At 30.4% G+C, this 14,482-nt stretch carries 17 protein-coding genes; 5 read left to right on the top strand and 12 right to left on the bottom strand.

Annotated elements, in window-relative coordinates; genetic code table 11:
• Positions 1-22 precede the first annotated feature (22 nt).
• Together cysC and rlmD are read left to right on the top strand one after the other, a co-directional pair.
• Positions 23-625, top strand: a complete 603-nt coding sequence (gene cysC / locus K9M74_01015; protein MCF7798462.1) for an adenylyl-sulfate kinase — start codon at positions 23-25, stop codon at positions 623-625.
• A gap of 12 nt (positions 626-637) precedes the next feature.
• Positions 638-1,816, top strand: a complete 1,179-nt coding sequence (gene rlmD, locus K9M74_01010) for a 23S rRNA (uracil(1939)-C(5))-methyltransferase RlmD (GenBank protein ID MCF7798461.1) — start codon at positions 638-640, stop codon at positions 1,814-1,816.
• A 247-nt stretch (positions 1,817-2,063) separates the two neighbouring features.
• On the opposite strand, the gene K9M74_01005 is transcribed toward rlmD, so the two are convergent.
• From K9M74_01005 to K9M74_00985, 5 genes are all read right to left on the bottom strand, one after another.
• Positions 2,064-2,474 (bottom strand): hypothetical protein, encoded by a 411-nt coding sequence (locus tag K9M74_01005; protein ID MCF7798460.1) that lies wholly within the window; start codon positions 2,472-2,474, stop codon positions 2,064-2,066.
• 173 nt (positions 2,475-2,647) lie between these two features.
• The gene (locus K9M74_01000; GenBank protein MCF7798459.1) at positions 2,648-3,214 is read right to left on the bottom strand and encodes a hypothetical protein; all 567 of its coding nucleotides are present in this window, start codon (positions 3,212-3,214) and stop codon (positions 2,648-2,650) included.
• A 394-nt stretch (positions 3,215-3,608) separates the two neighbouring features.
• The gene (locus K9M74_00995; protein ID MCF7798458.1) at positions 3,609-4,640 is read right to left on the bottom strand and encodes a virulence RhuM family protein; all 1,032 of its coding nucleotides are present in this window, start codon (positions 4,638-4,640) and stop codon (positions 3,609-3,611) included.
• Between the two features lie 73 nt (positions 4,641-4,713).
• Positions 4,714-5,172: a hypothetical protein gene (locus tag K9M74_00990; protein ID MCF7798457.1), complete on the bottom strand. Its 459-nt coding sequence runs from the start codon at positions 5,170-5,172 to the stop codon at positions 4,714-4,716.
• Entirely contained in the window at positions 5,169-5,372 is a 204-nt protein-coding gene (locus K9M74_00985) for a hypothetical protein (protein ID MCF7798456.1), read from the bottom strand. The genes K9M74_00990 and K9M74_00985 overlap by 4 nt, the downstream gene beginning before the upstream one ends.
• A 245-nt stretch (positions 5,373-5,617) precedes the next feature.
• Between K9M74_00985 and K9M74_00980 the strand changes: the two genes are divergently transcribed.
• The 3 genes from K9M74_00980 (at position 5,618) to K9M74_00970 (ending at position 8,496) form a co-directional block, all read left to right on the top strand.
• Positions 5,618-5,851 (top strand): hypothetical protein, encoded by a 234-nt coding sequence (locus K9M74_00980; GenBank protein ID MCF7798455.1) that lies wholly within the window; start codon positions 5,618-5,620, stop codon positions 5,849-5,851.
• 107 nt (positions 5,852-5,958) lie between these two features.
• Entirely contained in the window at positions 5,959-6,912 is a 954-nt protein-coding gene (locus K9M74_00975; protein ID MCF7798454.1) for a GDP-mannose 4,6-dehydratase, read from the top strand.
• Positions 6,913-6,960: 48 nt separating this feature from the next.
• On the top strand, positions 6,961-8,496 hold the full coding sequence (locus tag K9M74_00970; GenBank protein ID MCF7798453.1) for a flippase: 1,536 nt from the start codon (positions 6,961-6,963) through the stop codon (positions 8,494-8,496).
• On the opposite strand, the gene K9M74_00965 is transcribed toward K9M74_00970, so the two are convergent.
• From K9M74_00965 to K9M74_00935, 7 genes are read right to left on the bottom strand one after another with little or no spacing between them, the layout of a single operon-like run.
• On the bottom strand, positions 8,482-9,219 hold the full coding sequence (locus K9M74_00965) for a class I SAM-dependent methyltransferase (protein MCF7798452.1): 738 nt from the start codon (positions 9,217-9,219) through the stop codon (positions 8,482-8,484). The two genes, K9M74_00970 and K9M74_00965, sit on opposite strands and share 15 nt — an antisense overlap.
• Positions 9,195-9,965: a polysaccharide deacetylase family protein gene (locus tag K9M74_00960; GenBank protein ID MCF7798451.1), complete on the bottom strand. Its 771-nt coding sequence runs from the start codon at positions 9,963-9,965 to the stop codon at positions 9,195-9,197. The genes K9M74_00965 and K9M74_00960 overlap by 25 nt, the downstream gene beginning before the upstream one ends.
• Complete coding sequence (locus tag K9M74_00955; protein ID MCF7798450.1) at positions 9,962-10,711, bottom strand: class I SAM-dependent methyltransferase; 750 nt, start codon at positions 10,709-10,711, stop codon at positions 9,962-9,964. The genes K9M74_00960 and K9M74_00955 overlap by 4 nt, the downstream gene beginning before the upstream one ends.
• On the bottom strand, positions 10,712-11,770 hold the full coding sequence (locus tag K9M74_00950) for a glycosyltransferase (GenBank protein ID MCF7798449.1): 1,059 nt from the start codon (positions 11,768-11,770) through the stop codon (positions 10,712-10,714). It lies immediately after the preceding gene.
• On the bottom strand, positions 11,767-12,399 hold the full coding sequence (locus K9M74_00945; GenBank protein MCF7798448.1) for an AAA family ATPase: 633 nt from the start codon (positions 12,397-12,399) through the stop codon (positions 11,767-11,769). Before K9M74_00945 ends, K9M74_00950 begins: the two co-directional genes overlap by 4 nt.
• A complete protein-coding gene (locus K9M74_00940) occupies positions 12,396-13,658 on the bottom strand; it encodes a hypothetical protein (protein ID MCF7798447.1) in 1,263 nt (420 codons plus the stop codon). The genes K9M74_00945 and K9M74_00940 overlap by 4 nt, the downstream gene beginning before the upstream one ends.
• Positions 13,645-14,460: a hypothetical protein gene (locus K9M74_00935; protein MCF7798446.1), complete on the bottom strand. Its 816-nt coding sequence runs from the start codon at positions 14,458-14,460 to the stop codon at positions 13,645-13,647. The genes K9M74_00940 and K9M74_00935 overlap by 14 nt, the downstream gene beginning before the upstream one ends.
• Between the last annotated feature and the right edge of the window lie 22 nt (positions 14,461-14,482).

Genomic DNA, 14,482 nt, shown 5'->3' with positions numbered 1-14,482 from the left:
TGCTTCTCGTTTTCGCTTTTCTATGAGTAATGATAGCTTCACGGAACACAATGGGTTTATTTCTCGAGAGGATAAGCTTAACCTTCTTGGATTAAAAGAAAATAAAGTATTATGGCTTACAGGTCTTTCAGGATCTGGAAAATCAACGATTTCTGTTGCCACGCAAAAAGCACTCCATGATTTGGGAATTCTCACTGCTTCAATTGATGGTGATAACACTCGAAGAGGTATCAACAATGACTTAAGTCTTTCTCCTGCAGGCAGAGATGAAAATATTCGTCGATTTAGCCACATGGCAAAAATGGCGTACAACAATGGCTTGTATGTTTTAGTTTCTGCAATTAGTCCTTATAAGGAAAAAAGAGCTTTTGCTCGTTCACTTATTCCTCCCAATGATTTTATTGAAATTTACGTTAATACTCCTTTGGAAGTTTGTATTCAGAGAGATACTAAAGGCTTATATGCTAGAGCTGCAAAGGGCGAGATTAAAGATCTGACTGGTTTTCATGATTCTGCGCCTTATGAACCTCCTACGAATCCTGAGATTGAATTAAGTCCTCATATTTGTTCAGTTGATGAGTGTGTTAATCAAATAATCCAGTATCTTAATTTGCGAAAAAACTAAGGAGCATACTTTATGGCTCGAAGAAGTAAAAGAGGTAAGAAGAAAGATTTTTTTGATAAGGTAGATGAATCTCTCTTAACTACATGCGCGCCTTCTTGTAAACATTTTCCTGACTGTGGCGGTTGTCGTTTTCAACATATTAAATACAGTGACCAATTACAAATAAAGAAAGATTATCTAAACGACTTGTTTGGCAGAGATGTTGAATTAGAGTCTGCACCAAATGAGCTAGAATATAGAAATCGCATGGACTTCGTCTATGCATTCGAAAAACTTGGTCTTCGAAAAAGAGGAAATTTTCGAGAAGTTGTTGAAATAAATGAATGCCTTCTTTTGCCAAAAACCGCTCGAGATATTATAACAAAAGTTAAATCTCTTCTAGCTGAGCATGCCATTCCTTCCTATGATTTTCTAGAACATTCTGGCTTTCTTCGTTACGTCACTATTCGTTTTGCACCTAACACAAACGAATCAATGCTTATCTTCACTTCAACTACGCCAAATTCTCAACAAGAAAAAGAATTGCGCGCAATCTTTGACACATTAGAATCGCAAGTAACAAGCATATATTGGCTTATCAATGATGAAATAACTGATGTATCAATTCCTCCTGTTCCTCCAAAGCTTATTTTGGGCAAAGAGTATATCACTGAAGAACTAGAGGGTATTACGTTATCGTATTCGCCGTGGAGTTTTTTTCAGGCAAATACTATTGTTGCAGCGCAGATGTTTGCTGAAATTAAAAAGCACGTGCACGGTAATACTATTGACTTGTGTTGTGGGGTGGGTGCTATCACGCTCTTTGTTGCAGACCAAGCAAGTTCAATTATTGGTATTGAAGAAGTAGAGCAGGCTGTTACGCTGGCAAAGAAAAACGCTCAACAAAACAACAAGAAAGTGGTATTCTTTGCTGCTCCCATGAAGCAATTTGCTGATTTTGCGCCGCTTGAGGTGGATACGATTATTGTTGATCCTCCGCGTTCTGGTTTGGAGCGAAAAATGGTGGAGAAACTTTTAGCTGTTGAGCCTAAAACGATTATTTACATGTCTTGTAATCCAAAGACGCAAAAAACAGATCTCGAGTACATTCCAAAAGACTTGTACGAAGAAGTCTTCTTGCAAGGCTGGGATATGTTCGCTCAAACTCCTCACGTTGAAACCTTGCTTGTTCTGAAGCGAAAGTCTGTTTGAAGTTTGAGCGGACACTAGGAATGACAATGACGCCGTGTTTCCGCAAACAAATCACGTTGAAACACTTTTGGTTCTCAAACACCTTGTTCAGTAAAAACAAAAGGCAGACTGGCTGAATGCTTTAAATTCTCCAACCGGTCACAATTTGTGACCTCTAGAGTTTGTGTATGTTATGAACTATTGAATGTTTCTTTCAAAAAGCTGAAACTAAAAAATAAAATTGATCTTAACGACAATTGCATAAGTATCAAGGTATTATTTTTTTGATTTCGTTAGTAAACCGTATTGCTCGTTGAAGAGATGTTTTCGCTTTAGCCTTAATTACTAGCTCTTCAGTTTTATAGGTGAAAATTGCTCGTTTTCCTTTTTCAAAGAAATAATCTTCCATAAGCAAATCAGCTTTTTGTTTGCCTAATATTTCAGAAGCTTCTTCTAAACTTTCAACAAAATCCTCGATTAATTTTTTTTGCAGTTTGCCATTAAGATAGAAAAAATGTATCATTGCATCAAACGTTAGCGCGTGAATAGACTTATCCGATTTTATCTTAATACCTTCACTTTCAAGCAAAGCCCTTGCCATATAAAACATAGAATAATATGAAGCGTTTACAACCCATAAAAATCCATCAAAATCAGGATAGCCCATATAAGACTGCATGTCTTTATGTGTTGACAGATCATATAATGCGTTAGCGCTTGTTAAAGATTTTTTAGCATTGGCTAAAAAGAAATCAACAAATTCACTTTATTGTTTAGTTTTTATAGTTCCTTCTTCAAGAAACATTTTTACTCTTGACTTAATTTCTTTTAACTTCTTTTCATCTAACAACGTCACGCCCGTCCTTTCTTGATTAATTTGTAGAATAATTCAGCGCCATACAAAATGATGTGTTTATTCAAAACTTCTGTCATGACATTCTTATCTTCTCTTGGAGCAAGCATTTCATAAACACTCTCAAAGGATAGTATCAGTGTGTGTATGGGTAGCGGGTGATTTCTTGTAATGGTGTGTAGATATCGCTCAGCTTGTTCTATGTCTTCTGTATGTTCAATGATGAGTAGTACATCTAAGTCTCTTGGTTTTGCATTTGTTACAGTAGAACCAAAAATTAAAGCGACAAAATAGCCATAAGGAAACTCTTTGATAATATCTTCTCTGAGTAAAGAAATGCTTTTATTTTTATCAAGTAACTCTTTACATCTCAGATGTTCAATATATGCTAATTCTTGATGATTTTCTTTAACATTTAACATATACTTATCGTCATCAGGAATAATTAATTTTTGTTTGATTAATTCTTTACTGGAACGATACGCAAGGGCTTGATGCATGTCTAATTCTTTTCCTACTTGTCTAAGGCTAAACCTCGTGGGGATCTTTGATACAAAGAGCTTCATAATCCGTAGTTGTGTTTTAGTTAACATTATATACTTTTTAGTATTCAAGTGAATACTATTTAGTATAAATATGTTTCGGTTAACATATTTCTTGTTTTTCATGTGCAAGCGGTGCAAGAAGTAAATACTCGCTCCTCCACTCATGTTTTCTATTCGAGCTTCTTTATATGCTTCGCAAGGAATTGTCCAGTGAAATCTTTAAGAGTTCGTTAAGTGTGCCGATTCCAATTGCTTTTTCGCTCTTTAGAACTCCTGAGGGTATGGAAACGTCTTGTTCAGTAAAAACAAATGGCAGACTGGCTGAATGCTTTAAATTCTGTAACCGGTCACAATTTGTGACCTCCCGAGTTCCATTTCTTGAGCAGTAATTTAGAACACAAAATCTTCTAGAAATTTATTTCTTTTTTGTTAAGTTTTGAGATTTTTCAACTAACATATCAAAATCTGATTGAAATAAATTATCTTGAATAATTCTATATTTTTCAAACTCTGTTTCTGCATGTTGTTTTGCAATCTCTTGGGTTATGTTTCCCATATTTTGTAGTATGTCTCGTTCATCAAATGCTAAGAATGCGTCCAGTCTTTTTGCCCAATCTTCCATGGTCATAGGAATTTTTCTTTTTGCTCTTTCTTCAGCTAAATCAAGATATGCTGAAACTATTCTACTTAAAGACTCTAACTCTTCTTTTTTTAAGTAATTTTTAGCAATAGCAACATCGGTTTTGATGATTTTTCCATCAGGAGCATTTTTCCATGTTGTAAGACCCATATGATCTTTTTTAGCATCAGATCTTTTCATAATAAGCTCAGGAGCAGTATGTTTATGAATTGCATAATGTAGTTTATTTTGAACTTTAGCAAAGAATTCTTTTGTAGTCAAAGCATGCGTATCATAATCAAGGCTTGTAGCATAAATGTCTGTGATTTTTTGATAGAACTGTCTTTCACTAAGTCTTATTTCTCTAATTTCTTCTAAAAGTTCAGTAAAATAATTCTCATTAAGAAATGAGCCATGTTCTAATCTCTTTTTGTCTAGAACATATCCTTTGATAGCAAATTGTTTTAAAATCTTAGTTGCCCATATTCTAAATTGGGTTGCTCGTTTTGAGTTTACTCGATACCCTACGCTAATAATTGCATCTAGATTGTAGAACTCAACAGTTCTGGTGACTTGTCGGTTCCCTTCTTGTTGAACTATCCGGAATTTCCGGATAGTTGCTTTATCATCTAATTCTTCAGATTGGAATATGTTCTTTAGGTGTTCATTTATGGTTCTAACATCTACATCAAACAGTTTAGCCATCATTTTTTGAGATAGCCAAACGTTCTCATCGGCGTATTTAACTTCGATAGCATCTTCTTTTTGTTGTGATTGAAATATTAAAAATTCGGCGGTACTGTTTCGTATAATCAAATCTTTTACCATATATGTTGAATAGAAAGAAGTTCTAATTTATATATCTCTCGAGGAATTGTCCAGTGTAATATCTAGAAATCCATCAAGGACGATGCCGTTGATGCTGTTTGCTTGTAGTTCTTTGTTGATTGAATAAGGTTATTATTTGAGGAGATGTTAATGAACGTACGTTGTTTTGTTGCTTAAAATCAGTATCATCCGTCCAAATGATTGAGTTACGGGTGCCTAAACCTGCAGCTATGAAGACAACATCATCTGGATCAATAGATGCCCTGACTTGTTTGGCTTCTTGCAGGTGTTTGATGATGATGATGTTATCAGGAATTAATGTAATATAGGTTAATAGTATTTGAATAAGTTTTGTGTAGTCGTTAGGACTCATTCCTGATTTTTTTATGACAAGTTCTTCGTATTTTCTTATTTCGTGAAGTGCTATTTCTGGATAGAAGAATTTCCATCCTGATTCTATAAGTACTTTTCTTGTAGCAGCATTTCTAATAAGTGCAGATAAAAGAATGTTCGTATCTAAAATACACTTCATTTCAGTCTTAGTTTATGTGCAACGTCAGAATCAATTTTTTTTGAAATCTCTTTTATATCTTGAGTAGTGAGTTTGTTTTTTTTAGTTAATTCGTCTACTAGTTCAAGAGTGCTTATTTTTTCAGCGATTGTTTTTCTAATAACTTCACTCCATCTAATCTCTGAATGTTTCTTCATTTTTGTATGTAATTCTTCTGGTATTGCCAAGGTCACATTTACCATATCATTTCACCTTATGTGTAAATATGTGTTTACACATATTTAAATGTTCTGTAAATGAACTTATTTTCACCTCGCGTATGTTCTTAACACTGTTGATGGCGCGTGTTTCTTTTTTATACCTCGCGAGCCTTTGTCCAGTGTTTGTTATTTTCCCGAAAACTTTTCGGAATTTTTTTCGTTGATTTCTTTAAGCACTTCTTTTATTTTTGCTAGTGGTGATAACCATGGGTTTAACAAATAAAAAAGAAGAGCAGCTTCGAAAGATGCCGCTTATTGACACAAAGTTTAGAAAGAGTAAAGATGGGAAGTACATTGTGCACACAACGACCATCACAACGATTCGACCAACAGCGTATTTTGAAAAAATAACTGCTAGTGAAGGTTCAGTTGATGATGTTGAAGTGCAAAACACGCTTGCTGACGATCCAATGGTCGTTGAAGGCGAAGATCTTGCTTAAGGGCAAGGTCTTTTTTTGTTTTTTTGCTCTTTTTTGTTTTTCTTTTTTTTCTTTGAAAAGAGTTATTTTTACTAAGCTTTTTAAAGGACATCTTTATTTTATGATTTATGAAAATCTTACTCACGGGAATAGCAGGTTTTATTGGTTCTCACGCTGCTAAAACTCTTATTGAAGAAGGTCATGAGGTTATTGGATTAGATAACTTAAATGATTATTATGATGTTTCTCTAAAAGAAGCAAGACTAAAAAATCTTGTTCCAAAAGAAGTTATTTTTGTTAAAGGAGATATTTTGGATAAAGAATTGTTAGATTCTCTTGCTCAAGAACATTCTTTTGATGTGATAATTCATTTAGCAGCGCAAGCAGGTGTGCGTTATAGTCTGGAAAATCCCGATACTTATATTCAAACAAATGTTCAAGGAACAAATAATATTTTCGAATTAGCAAGAAAATATGATATCAAACGAGCGGTATATGCGTCTTCTTCGAGTGTTTATGGTGGAAATGATAAGATTCCATTCTCAGAGACTGATTCTGTTGATAATCCCATATCTTTGTATGCAGCCACTAAAAAAGCTAATGAGCTTCAAGCAAATGTTTATAGTCATTTATTTGGTCTAACGACTATAGGTCTTAGGTTTTTTACAGTCTATGGTCTTTGGGGGCGTCCTGATATGGCTTTGTTTAAATTTACCAAGGGAATAAATGAAGAAAAATCTATAGATGTTTATAACAAAGGCAATATGAAAAGGGATTTTACTTATGTTAAAGATATCGTTGATGGTATCGTTTCAACTATTGATGCAGAACTAACCGGATTTAATGTTTTTAATTTAGGAAGAGGAGAGTCTGTTAATTTAATGGATTTTATTGGTGAAATAGAATCAAACTTAGATAAAAAAGCTAAATTAGAGTTTCTTCCAATGCAACCAGGAGATGTTCCAGAAACCTTTTCCGATGTTTCAAAAGCTAAACAATTATTAAACTATAACCCTTCAGTATCTATAAAAGAAGGTGTAAATGAGTTCGTGAATTGGTATTTGTCTTATTTTGAAAAATAACGTTTTTATTTCATTAAGTTTTTAAAGTTATTATTAGTTGGTGTTTATATGGGTTTAAAATCATCTTATCAAGAGTTATTTCAGGGCGCCGGAATAATTCTTTTTATGTCTTTTCTCAGTTATGTTTTTATGTTTGTGTTCAAAATGATCGGATCTCGTTATTTTGGTCCTGAAGATTGGGGTTATTTTGAATTTGGAGTCACTATTTTAGGGTTCATGTTTATATTTTCGTTGATTGGTATTCATAGCAGTATTCCTCGGTATGTTTCGGATTATATTTCAAAGAAAGATTCAAAATCTCTTTCTTCGTTTATTGGTTTTTCTTCTATTGTTCCTTTGGTTATATCTTTGGTATTTACGGCTTTGTTTTTTCTAACGATTCCTTTTTTAAAAGATATTTTTAGTTTCAACTCTATGAGTGTTTATGTGTTAACTTTTGTTTTTCTTTCTCTTCCTTTTAGGGTTTTAGAAATAGTTCTTTCAAATATTCTCTCAGGCTACAAACGAATGCTTTATTGTCAGTGGAGTACTGTTTTAAAGCCTTTTATTCTTATTGTTGGTGTTGGTCTAATAATTTATTTTAATTTGTCTTTATTTTATCTTTTGTTATTATATTTTATTTCCATAGTGCTTTCCTTTATTTTAAACTTTTTTTTGACGAAAAGAATAGATGTTCCCTTCTCTCTTTTTAAACAATCCCAAACTAAAGAATGGTTTAACTTTTCAATTCCTTTATTTGTGTCTGGTTTTTTGATGTATCTTATAGGTTGGAGCGACAATATTATTATTGGCATATTCTTGTCTGCGGAATTATTAGGAATATATGCTATCGCTTATTCGACTGCTTCTTTATTAAAATTTGTTCAACTTGCTTTTTCGAGGATAGCTTCGCCTTTATTTATGGAACTTCATAATAAAAAGAGCGAAGACTTGGGTTTTTTATATACTAAATCTCAAAAGTGGGTTCTTTTGTTTTCTTTGCCTTTTATTTTGTTGTTGATATTTTTCTCAAAGAAAATTCTTTTTATTTTATTCGGGGCTGAATATGTTGTTGGTTCTGCTGCTTTGTCGATTATTTCTTTGGGTTTCTTAATTAATTTGTATACTGGTTTAAATGAAGTGATTGTTCATGTGTATAAAAAAACTAAACATATTGCTAAAGTTAATATTTTTATAGCCATTCTAAACATTGTTCTAAACGTTTTGTTAATACCGTATATTGGAATAACTGGTGCTGCCATATCTTCAGCTATATGTCTCTCTTTGCAAAATATTTTGTTTTATCTTTATGCTAGAAGACTTTATCCGTTATTTATTGATCACAAGTCTAATTTTAAATTAATAATAATCTCTCTTTTAGGAATAATTGTTCTAAAGATTTTTTCTTTGGTTTGGGATAACAATTATTTATTGGTTTTCTTATTCCTTTTATTGTTGTGTTTATACTTTATTCTTATTTTTATTCTTAAGTTTCTAGATAAAGATGATTTAGATACGCTATCTAAACTAGAGCGTAAATATGGTAAGAGCGTACCTTCATTGTCTAAGTTGTTAAGAATGTTGTTTAAATTATTTTCTCGCTAAAACAAGCCAAGACGCATTTTTTTTGTTATCAAAGAATTTGTCAAGTTTGATTATTAAAAGTCCAAAAAGGAATATTGTTGCGTATTTAATTTTAGAAATTAGTTTATTTTGTTTGTGAAGTTTGTAAAGGGTGAATTTTATTTTGTTAGTGATACCATTTGAAAATGGCTTTACACATGTTATTTTAAAACCTTGTTTTTGAAGTTTTTTTATTATCTCTTGCTTTTCATATTTTCCGCTTTTTCTTCCATATTCTTTAGATCTTATTTTGCTGTTAGGTGTAACTAAAAGTAATGTTCCTTTGTTTCGTAATGATTGATAAAAATTCTCAAATATTTTGTTGTCTTCTTCACCAACATAGTGTGTGCTGGCTAGTGCAAATATTAGGTCATATTTATTTTCTTTTTTATATTTAATCATATCTTCTTTTCTAAATATTATTTTTTTACTTTTTACTTTGTTGTTTATTAGCTTACACTTATCAACATTTTCTTGTTCGTAATCTATAGCATCAATTTCTTTGATATCATATTTTTTATCTATATAGAATGAGTAGAATCCTTGACCGCATCCTGCGTCCAGTATAGTTGAATTTTGTTTTATATTTTGTTTTAATAATTTTTTAATTACTTGAAAATCTAGTCTTCTTCCAAGAGATGGATCTCCAAATAGTTTGGTGATTATGTTTGGCTTGTTTATTAAATTCCATTCTTTTCTAAACATCTTTTTATCTCTCGTGGCAATATTACTTCTATTTTTTCTTTTTTGATTAGTTTGATTGTTTTTTCAAGTTCTTCTAGTGATTGTTTTCCTTTTACTAGCAGAGCATGAGGGTGGCCATAACAGGTTATTATTTTATTTTTGTTCTTGTTTTTTAATATTTTGTTTCTTACTTTGCTGTCGAATCCTGTGAAATCAAGCTTGTTTATTATTAAATCATATTCTCTAATAACCTTAAACCCTATTTTGTTAATTATTTGTCTATATTTTGATATTGGTCTTTTGGATATGTATGGTCTTCTTTTTGTTGGTTTTCCTTCTTTTTCTATTTTTTTTAAACCAATTGCTATTCCCAGTAGATTAAATGGTAAATTATGTGGTGGAACAAATGTCATGATTTTTTCTTTAATAACTGATTCCAGAAGTCTTTTAGATTTTTTTAAATCACTTATTATTTCTTTATTAGTTAATGAATCTAGAGCGTTATGTTTATATGAGTGAGATGCTATTTCATGTCCTTTTGAGTGTATTTTTTTTATTTGTTTTTTACTTGAGTAAGGCAATTTATTTCCTTCAGCTATTGTTCCGAGAGTTGCAAAACAGACTTTTACATCGTATTTATTTAGTAATTCAAGAAGTTTTTCTGTATTGGTATAGTCGTCCAGCCCCCATTTTTGAGGGTTTGTGCACATGTCTGCTCCTTGTTGTAATTCATAATCAAAATAAATAACAACTTTTAATTTACTCATCTTTTTATACCTACATATTCTGTTGTTTCTCCAAACTTATGAAATGTTTTTCCCATTTTTTGAGATGCTTTCAATATTGGTTTTCTAAGATAATAAAATAAATTAGGGATTCTGAATATTTTTTTGTAATTTAGTAAAAGTAGTCTGTTTATTGCTTTATCAAAACCATAATTTTTGCATGAGATGGTTTTAAAACCTTCTCTTTCAAACATTTTTCGTATTTTTTTTGTTGAGATATTTTTTTGGTACACCATTGGGTCTTTAAGAAGATGTTTTTTGACCTTAGACATAATCCATCTTGAAACAACATTTGGGCTGTAGCTGTTTGGAACAGTTATTACAACTTTACCTCCTTTCTTAAGTGATTTTTTTGCTTGTTTGATTATTCTTCTTTGTTCTCTTTGTTTGAAGTGTTCTATCACGCCAAATGACATGTATACATCGAATTCTTCTTTGTATTCTAATCTTAGTATGTCGCCAACTACAAAACTATTTGGATTACCAATTTTTGTTTTTTTCGAATAGTCTTGACACTCTTTAATTAAATCTTTTGAAAAATCCAAACCATATATTTTATAACCTTCTGAAAGTAGTGGAAAAACAACTTTTCCAGGTCCGCAACCCGCTTCTAATATTTTATCTTTTTTGTTTACATATTTAGTTATGTGTTTTAATTTATTTATATCTAAATTTATTTTTGCATCTGAGAAAGCGTTAGCCCAATAGGTATGATTATTTTTGACCATTTAAATCTCTCTTACTAATTGTTTGTATTTTTCTCTAACATAATTATAGGTAAATTCTTCAGGAAGATTATTCTTTGCCTTTTTTATTTTTTTATTTAACATTATATTAAGAAGTTCTTTATCTGTTTTAAAGGTGTATTGTGCTAATCTATCTATATTTACTATATCTCTAGCGATTATTGGACATCCACACAGGTATGCTTCAGTTACTGCTTTTGGAAAACCTTCAAAATATGAGGGAAATAAGAAGATGTCTGAAGAAGCCATATATTCAAATACTTTTTCCTGATCTAATCTTCCAAGGATACTTGTATTTTTGTATTTGTTTATTGTTTTGGAGTAATTATCTTTATCTGCTCCGATGAATACAAAGTTATATTTTTGTTGTATTGTTTTATTTTCTAATATGTTTATGATACTTTGAAACCCTTTTCCCTTGGTGAAATTACCTACGAAAAGAACGTTTTTTTTGGTCTTGCTTAGACCTTTAAGGTTTTTGTTAGCTTTAGGAATGTTTATTTTCATTGGTTGCATTACTATTTCTATCTTTTTTTTATTAAATCCTTGTTTGATAAGGTTTATTTTTGTTTCTTCACTCATAGTGATTATTTTTGTTGCTTTCTTCAAAAAGTGTTTAGCAATTATGTTTGTAAGTATGTATGTTCCGAGTTTGTTAAAGAATGTTTTTTTATGTTTATATGCTTCAAAAGGATTTCCTGCAAATCTTACTATTGATTTAATTCCAAACTTCTTAGCAACAATGACCGTTATAACTCCTTCAAACTCTTCTCGGTATATATTCATAAGAATGTCAGGTTTTTCTTTTTTGCAAAATCTAGATAAATTTATTTTGTGTCGAAGAATTCTTAAGAAAATATTTTTTGGTTTAATCTTTGTGTAGTTTCTGAACTTTAGGTCTTTTTCAATTTCTTTTTGAGTATTTGGATCATATCCTACTAGATAAACTTCGTTTTCTTCAGAGATTATTTTTGATATGCCATATATATTTCCTTTTTTCTTTGTTAATGGCTTTAGTCCTGCTAAAATTCCAATTTTCATTTTTTTATTTTTGATTTGAGTGCTTGAAAAACTTGTTCTTTTGCATCTTCAACTCCATTTCCAACATATATTTCACTATACTTAATTCTGTGTTTTTTGTATAAATCACGCATATTGTCATAATATTCTTTCATTTCTGTTGTTGTTCTTTGTTGTTTTCTTTTTCTAATTGATTCATATTCATCAACTAATAAAAATATGTGTGTTGGTCTTGGCATAATCCCAACCAAAATATTTTCAGTTAATAGGAATCTATCCCTATTTTCTTCAACAAGTAGGTCATATGGACAATGATCCAATAGTAAGTGTTTTTTTCTATTTGATAATTTTTCTTTGAAAAAATACATTATGGTAAATTCTAAACTCATCCCGACATTTGCAACCCAGTGATATATTTTTCTAAGGATCTTTTTTTTCTTACTAACTCTTTTCTTTTTGACTTCAGTTTTTCTAGAATAAACATATTTTGGAGGTTTAAATGGAAGTCTTCCGTGTGGGATATAATCTTTACCTATGTGCCTAACATTAAATGCTCCTAGTTCTTCATTTAATCTTGGCAGAATTGCTCTGCTAACTGTTGTTTTACCCACTCCATCAATTCCCACAAGACAGTAAAATTGTTTTTTCATTTTGTATATTTTATCCTTTTTATTTGCTTAGAAAGCCACCCTCTTGGTCTCTGAACTAGATATATAAACCTTGTGAAATGTCTCCAAAAGAAGTTTGGAACCCAGATTCCTTTTCTAAGTTTTCTTTTTTTAAGAATTCTAAACCCAATATCTTTTCCATTTATTTTAGTGTGGGTTTCATATTCGTAGTGTGCGTGATAGGTATTATTATATTTTTTAAACATATTTGATGATATTTTTTTGTATCCTTTATTTTCAAGTGTTTTTGTTACTTTGGTTTCTTTTTCAGAAAACACTAGATCTATATCTTCGCAAACATGAGGCCAAAGTATGTCGTCTTTATAGAAACTCCAGTTAAGTTCAGCTCCAAGATCTTTTGTGAGTTGTTTTAGTTCTTCTTTTAATATTCTTTTAAGGTTTATTTTTCTTTTTAACCTTTTTATTTCATATCCGCAAGCTATATTCAAATACAGAGTTCTTAGTGGTCTTTTTCGCTTGAAAAGTGGCTCTTTTATTTTTCTAAGTGATATAATTCTATAAATGTTCATTAATGTGGTTAGGTAAATATTTGATTTTCCAAAATATCCTTTGTTAAATTCTTCTTCTAAATTTTTTATATATCTCCAATTGTATTGAATTATTGTTGTCGGTTTTAAACCTCCTAAATATAGGGTGTTTAGAAATCTTGCTGTTTGAATTAAGTTATTTGTATTTTCGCTTCGACTACCTAAATCAATAGGAACTATGCCTTTTTTGCTAATTATAAAATTTTCTGTAGCTGCTGCAAAAATCTTTCTATTATAAAAAAAATAGTCGCTCTCTATTTGAGACAGTATTTTGTTTGATACCTTAATTTTTTCTTTTTTGATTTCCTTTCTTAAATTTCCAAGCGTCTTTTTATCTTTATAGTTTTCTTGAACTATTCTAAATATCTTACCTAATGTGCCAAATTGGTGTAATAAGTCTTCCTTATCTTTTATTTTTCCCAAAATGTATTTGTTTAAGGGTTTACCTTCTATTTTTTCAATAATTATTGCATTTTCTTTCTTGTTATACTCTATTGATTTGTACTTGTGGTTTGATAGTTTTTTTTTATCTAGAAGTTTGTTTATTTCATTTATTGTTTTGTGTTCTCTTTCTACTAAAATATTTTTTTTATTGTCATATATTTTCTGAATAAACTTTTTTCCTTCGCTTTCTACTTCTGAAATGGTGGAATGTCTTTTCTTGAATACTTTTATTGTTTTATAATTTTCCATTTTCCATTTTATTTACTAGTAATTTGTTTTGATAATTCATTATTTGTTGTTTAATTCTATTAATTAATTTGTTCTCTTTTAATTTCCTTTCATGAATTAATATTTTTCTCATCTCCAGAATTAGTTTTTTCTCATCTATTTTTTGATTGTTTTCTTTTTCATAACCTTTAATAAATGCTCTTTTACATTGTTCCATTATTTTATTTGATATAAATAGTTTGATTATTGGATTAATAAGATGAAAATTTATTATCATTTTTGATATGTCTTCGTAAGGGTCTCCTTTAAAACCCTGGGGATCGAATAAAAATATTTTATTGTGAGAAAACCGAATATTGTGTGAACTTAAATCTGCATGTAAGATGGTGGTTTTGTTTTTGTTGTTGTAGTTTTGTTTATGTAACCTGGATATTAGGCTTCCCAGTCGGTATATTTCTTTTTCAACAGGCAACTTTGTTATTCGACTTAATACTATTGATCTATAAAACTCTTTTGAAGGAATAAATTTCTGAATAAAAATATTGTTATGCCTATCGATGATTGTTATTTGAGGAGTTATTATGGTGCTTTGATTTGCTTCTCTTAATTTCTCTATTACATTTATTTCGTTAAGCATGGCTGTTGATAATGACCATCTTTTTTGATATGTTATATTTTTTCTTTGGATAAATTTTTTTGCAAGTAAATTATTTTTATTTGTTTTTACTTTGTATATTATTGACGCATAACCTTTATGGAATAATTTGATTGATAAAACTTCTTCCTTGACAAGGTTATTTATTTGTTTTTTTATTTCATTCATTTTTCAATAATAGTTATCATAC

This window comes from Candidatus Woesearchaeota archaeon (assembly GCA_021734105.1).
Classification (GTDB): Archaea; Nanobdellota; Nanobdellia; order Woesearchaeales; family SKGA01; genus SKGA01.
This window is presented reverse-complemented; position numbering and strand designations above follow the sequence as displayed.

What these genes read in the sequence shown, in the direction of transcription:
- cysC (MCF7798462.1), top strand. Translation starts at nt 23, where the DNA reads ATGAGTAATGATAGCTTCACGGAACACAATGGGTTTATTTCTCGAGAG.
- rlmD (MCF7798461.1), top strand. Translation starts at nt 638, where the DNA reads ATGGCTCGAAGAAGTAAAAGAGGTAAGAAGAAAGATTTTTTTGATAAG.
- K9M74_01005 (MCF7798460.1), bottom strand. Translation starts at nt 2,474, where the DNA reads ATGCAGTCTTATATGGGCTATCCTGATTTTGATGGATTTTTATGGGTT.
- K9M74_01000 (MCF7798459.1), bottom strand. Translation starts at nt 3,214, where the DNA reads ATGAAGCTCTTTGTATCAAAGATCCCCACGAGGTTTAGCCTTAGACAA.
- K9M74_00995 (MCF7798458.1), bottom strand. Translation starts at nt 4,640, where the DNA reads ATGGTAAAAGATTTGATTATACGAAACAGTACCGCCGAATTTTTAATA.
- K9M74_00990 (MCF7798457.1), bottom strand. Translation starts at nt 5,172, where the DNA reads ATGAAGTGTATTTTAGATACGAACATTCTTTTATCTGCACTTATTAGA.
- K9M74_00980 (MCF7798455.1), top strand. Translation starts at nt 5,618, where the DNA reads ATGGGTTTAACAAATAAAAAAGAAGAGCAGCTTCGAAAGATGCCGCTT.
- K9M74_00975 (MCF7798454.1), top strand. Translation starts at nt 5,959, where the DNA reads ATGAAAATCTTACTCACGGGAATAGCAGGTTTTATTGGTTCTCACGCT.
- K9M74_00970 (MCF7798453.1), top strand. Translation starts at nt 6,961, where the DNA reads ATGGGTTTAAAATCATCTTATCAAGAGTTATTTCAGGGCGCCGGAATA.
- K9M74_00965 (MCF7798452.1), bottom strand. Translation starts at nt 9,219, where the DNA reads ATGTTTAGAAAAGAATGGAATTTAATAAACAAGCCAAACATAATCACC.
- K9M74_00960 (MCF7798451.1), bottom strand. Translation starts at nt 9,965, where the DNA reads ATGAGTAAATTAAAAGTTGTTATTTATTTTGATTATGAATTACAACAA.
- K9M74_00955 (MCF7798450.1), bottom strand. Translation starts at nt 10,711, where the DNA reads ATGGTCAAAAATAATCATACCTATTGGGCTAACGCTTTCTCAGATGCA.
- K9M74_00950 (MCF7798449.1), bottom strand. Translation starts at nt 11,770, where the DNA reads ATGAAAATTGGAATTTTAGCAGGACTAAAGCCATTAACAAAGAAAAAA.
- K9M74_00945 (MCF7798448.1), bottom strand. Translation starts at nt 12,399, where the DNA reads ATGAAAAAACAATTTTACTGTCTTGTGGGAATTGATGGAGTGGGTAAA.
- K9M74_00940 (MCF7798447.1), bottom strand. Translation starts at nt 13,658, where the DNA reads ATGGAAAATTATAAAACAATAAAAGTATTCAAGAAAAGACATTCCACC.
- K9M74_00935 (MCF7798446.1), bottom strand. Translation starts at nt 14,460, where the DNA reads ATGAATGAAATAAAAAAACAAATAAATAACCTTGTCAAGGAAGAAGTT.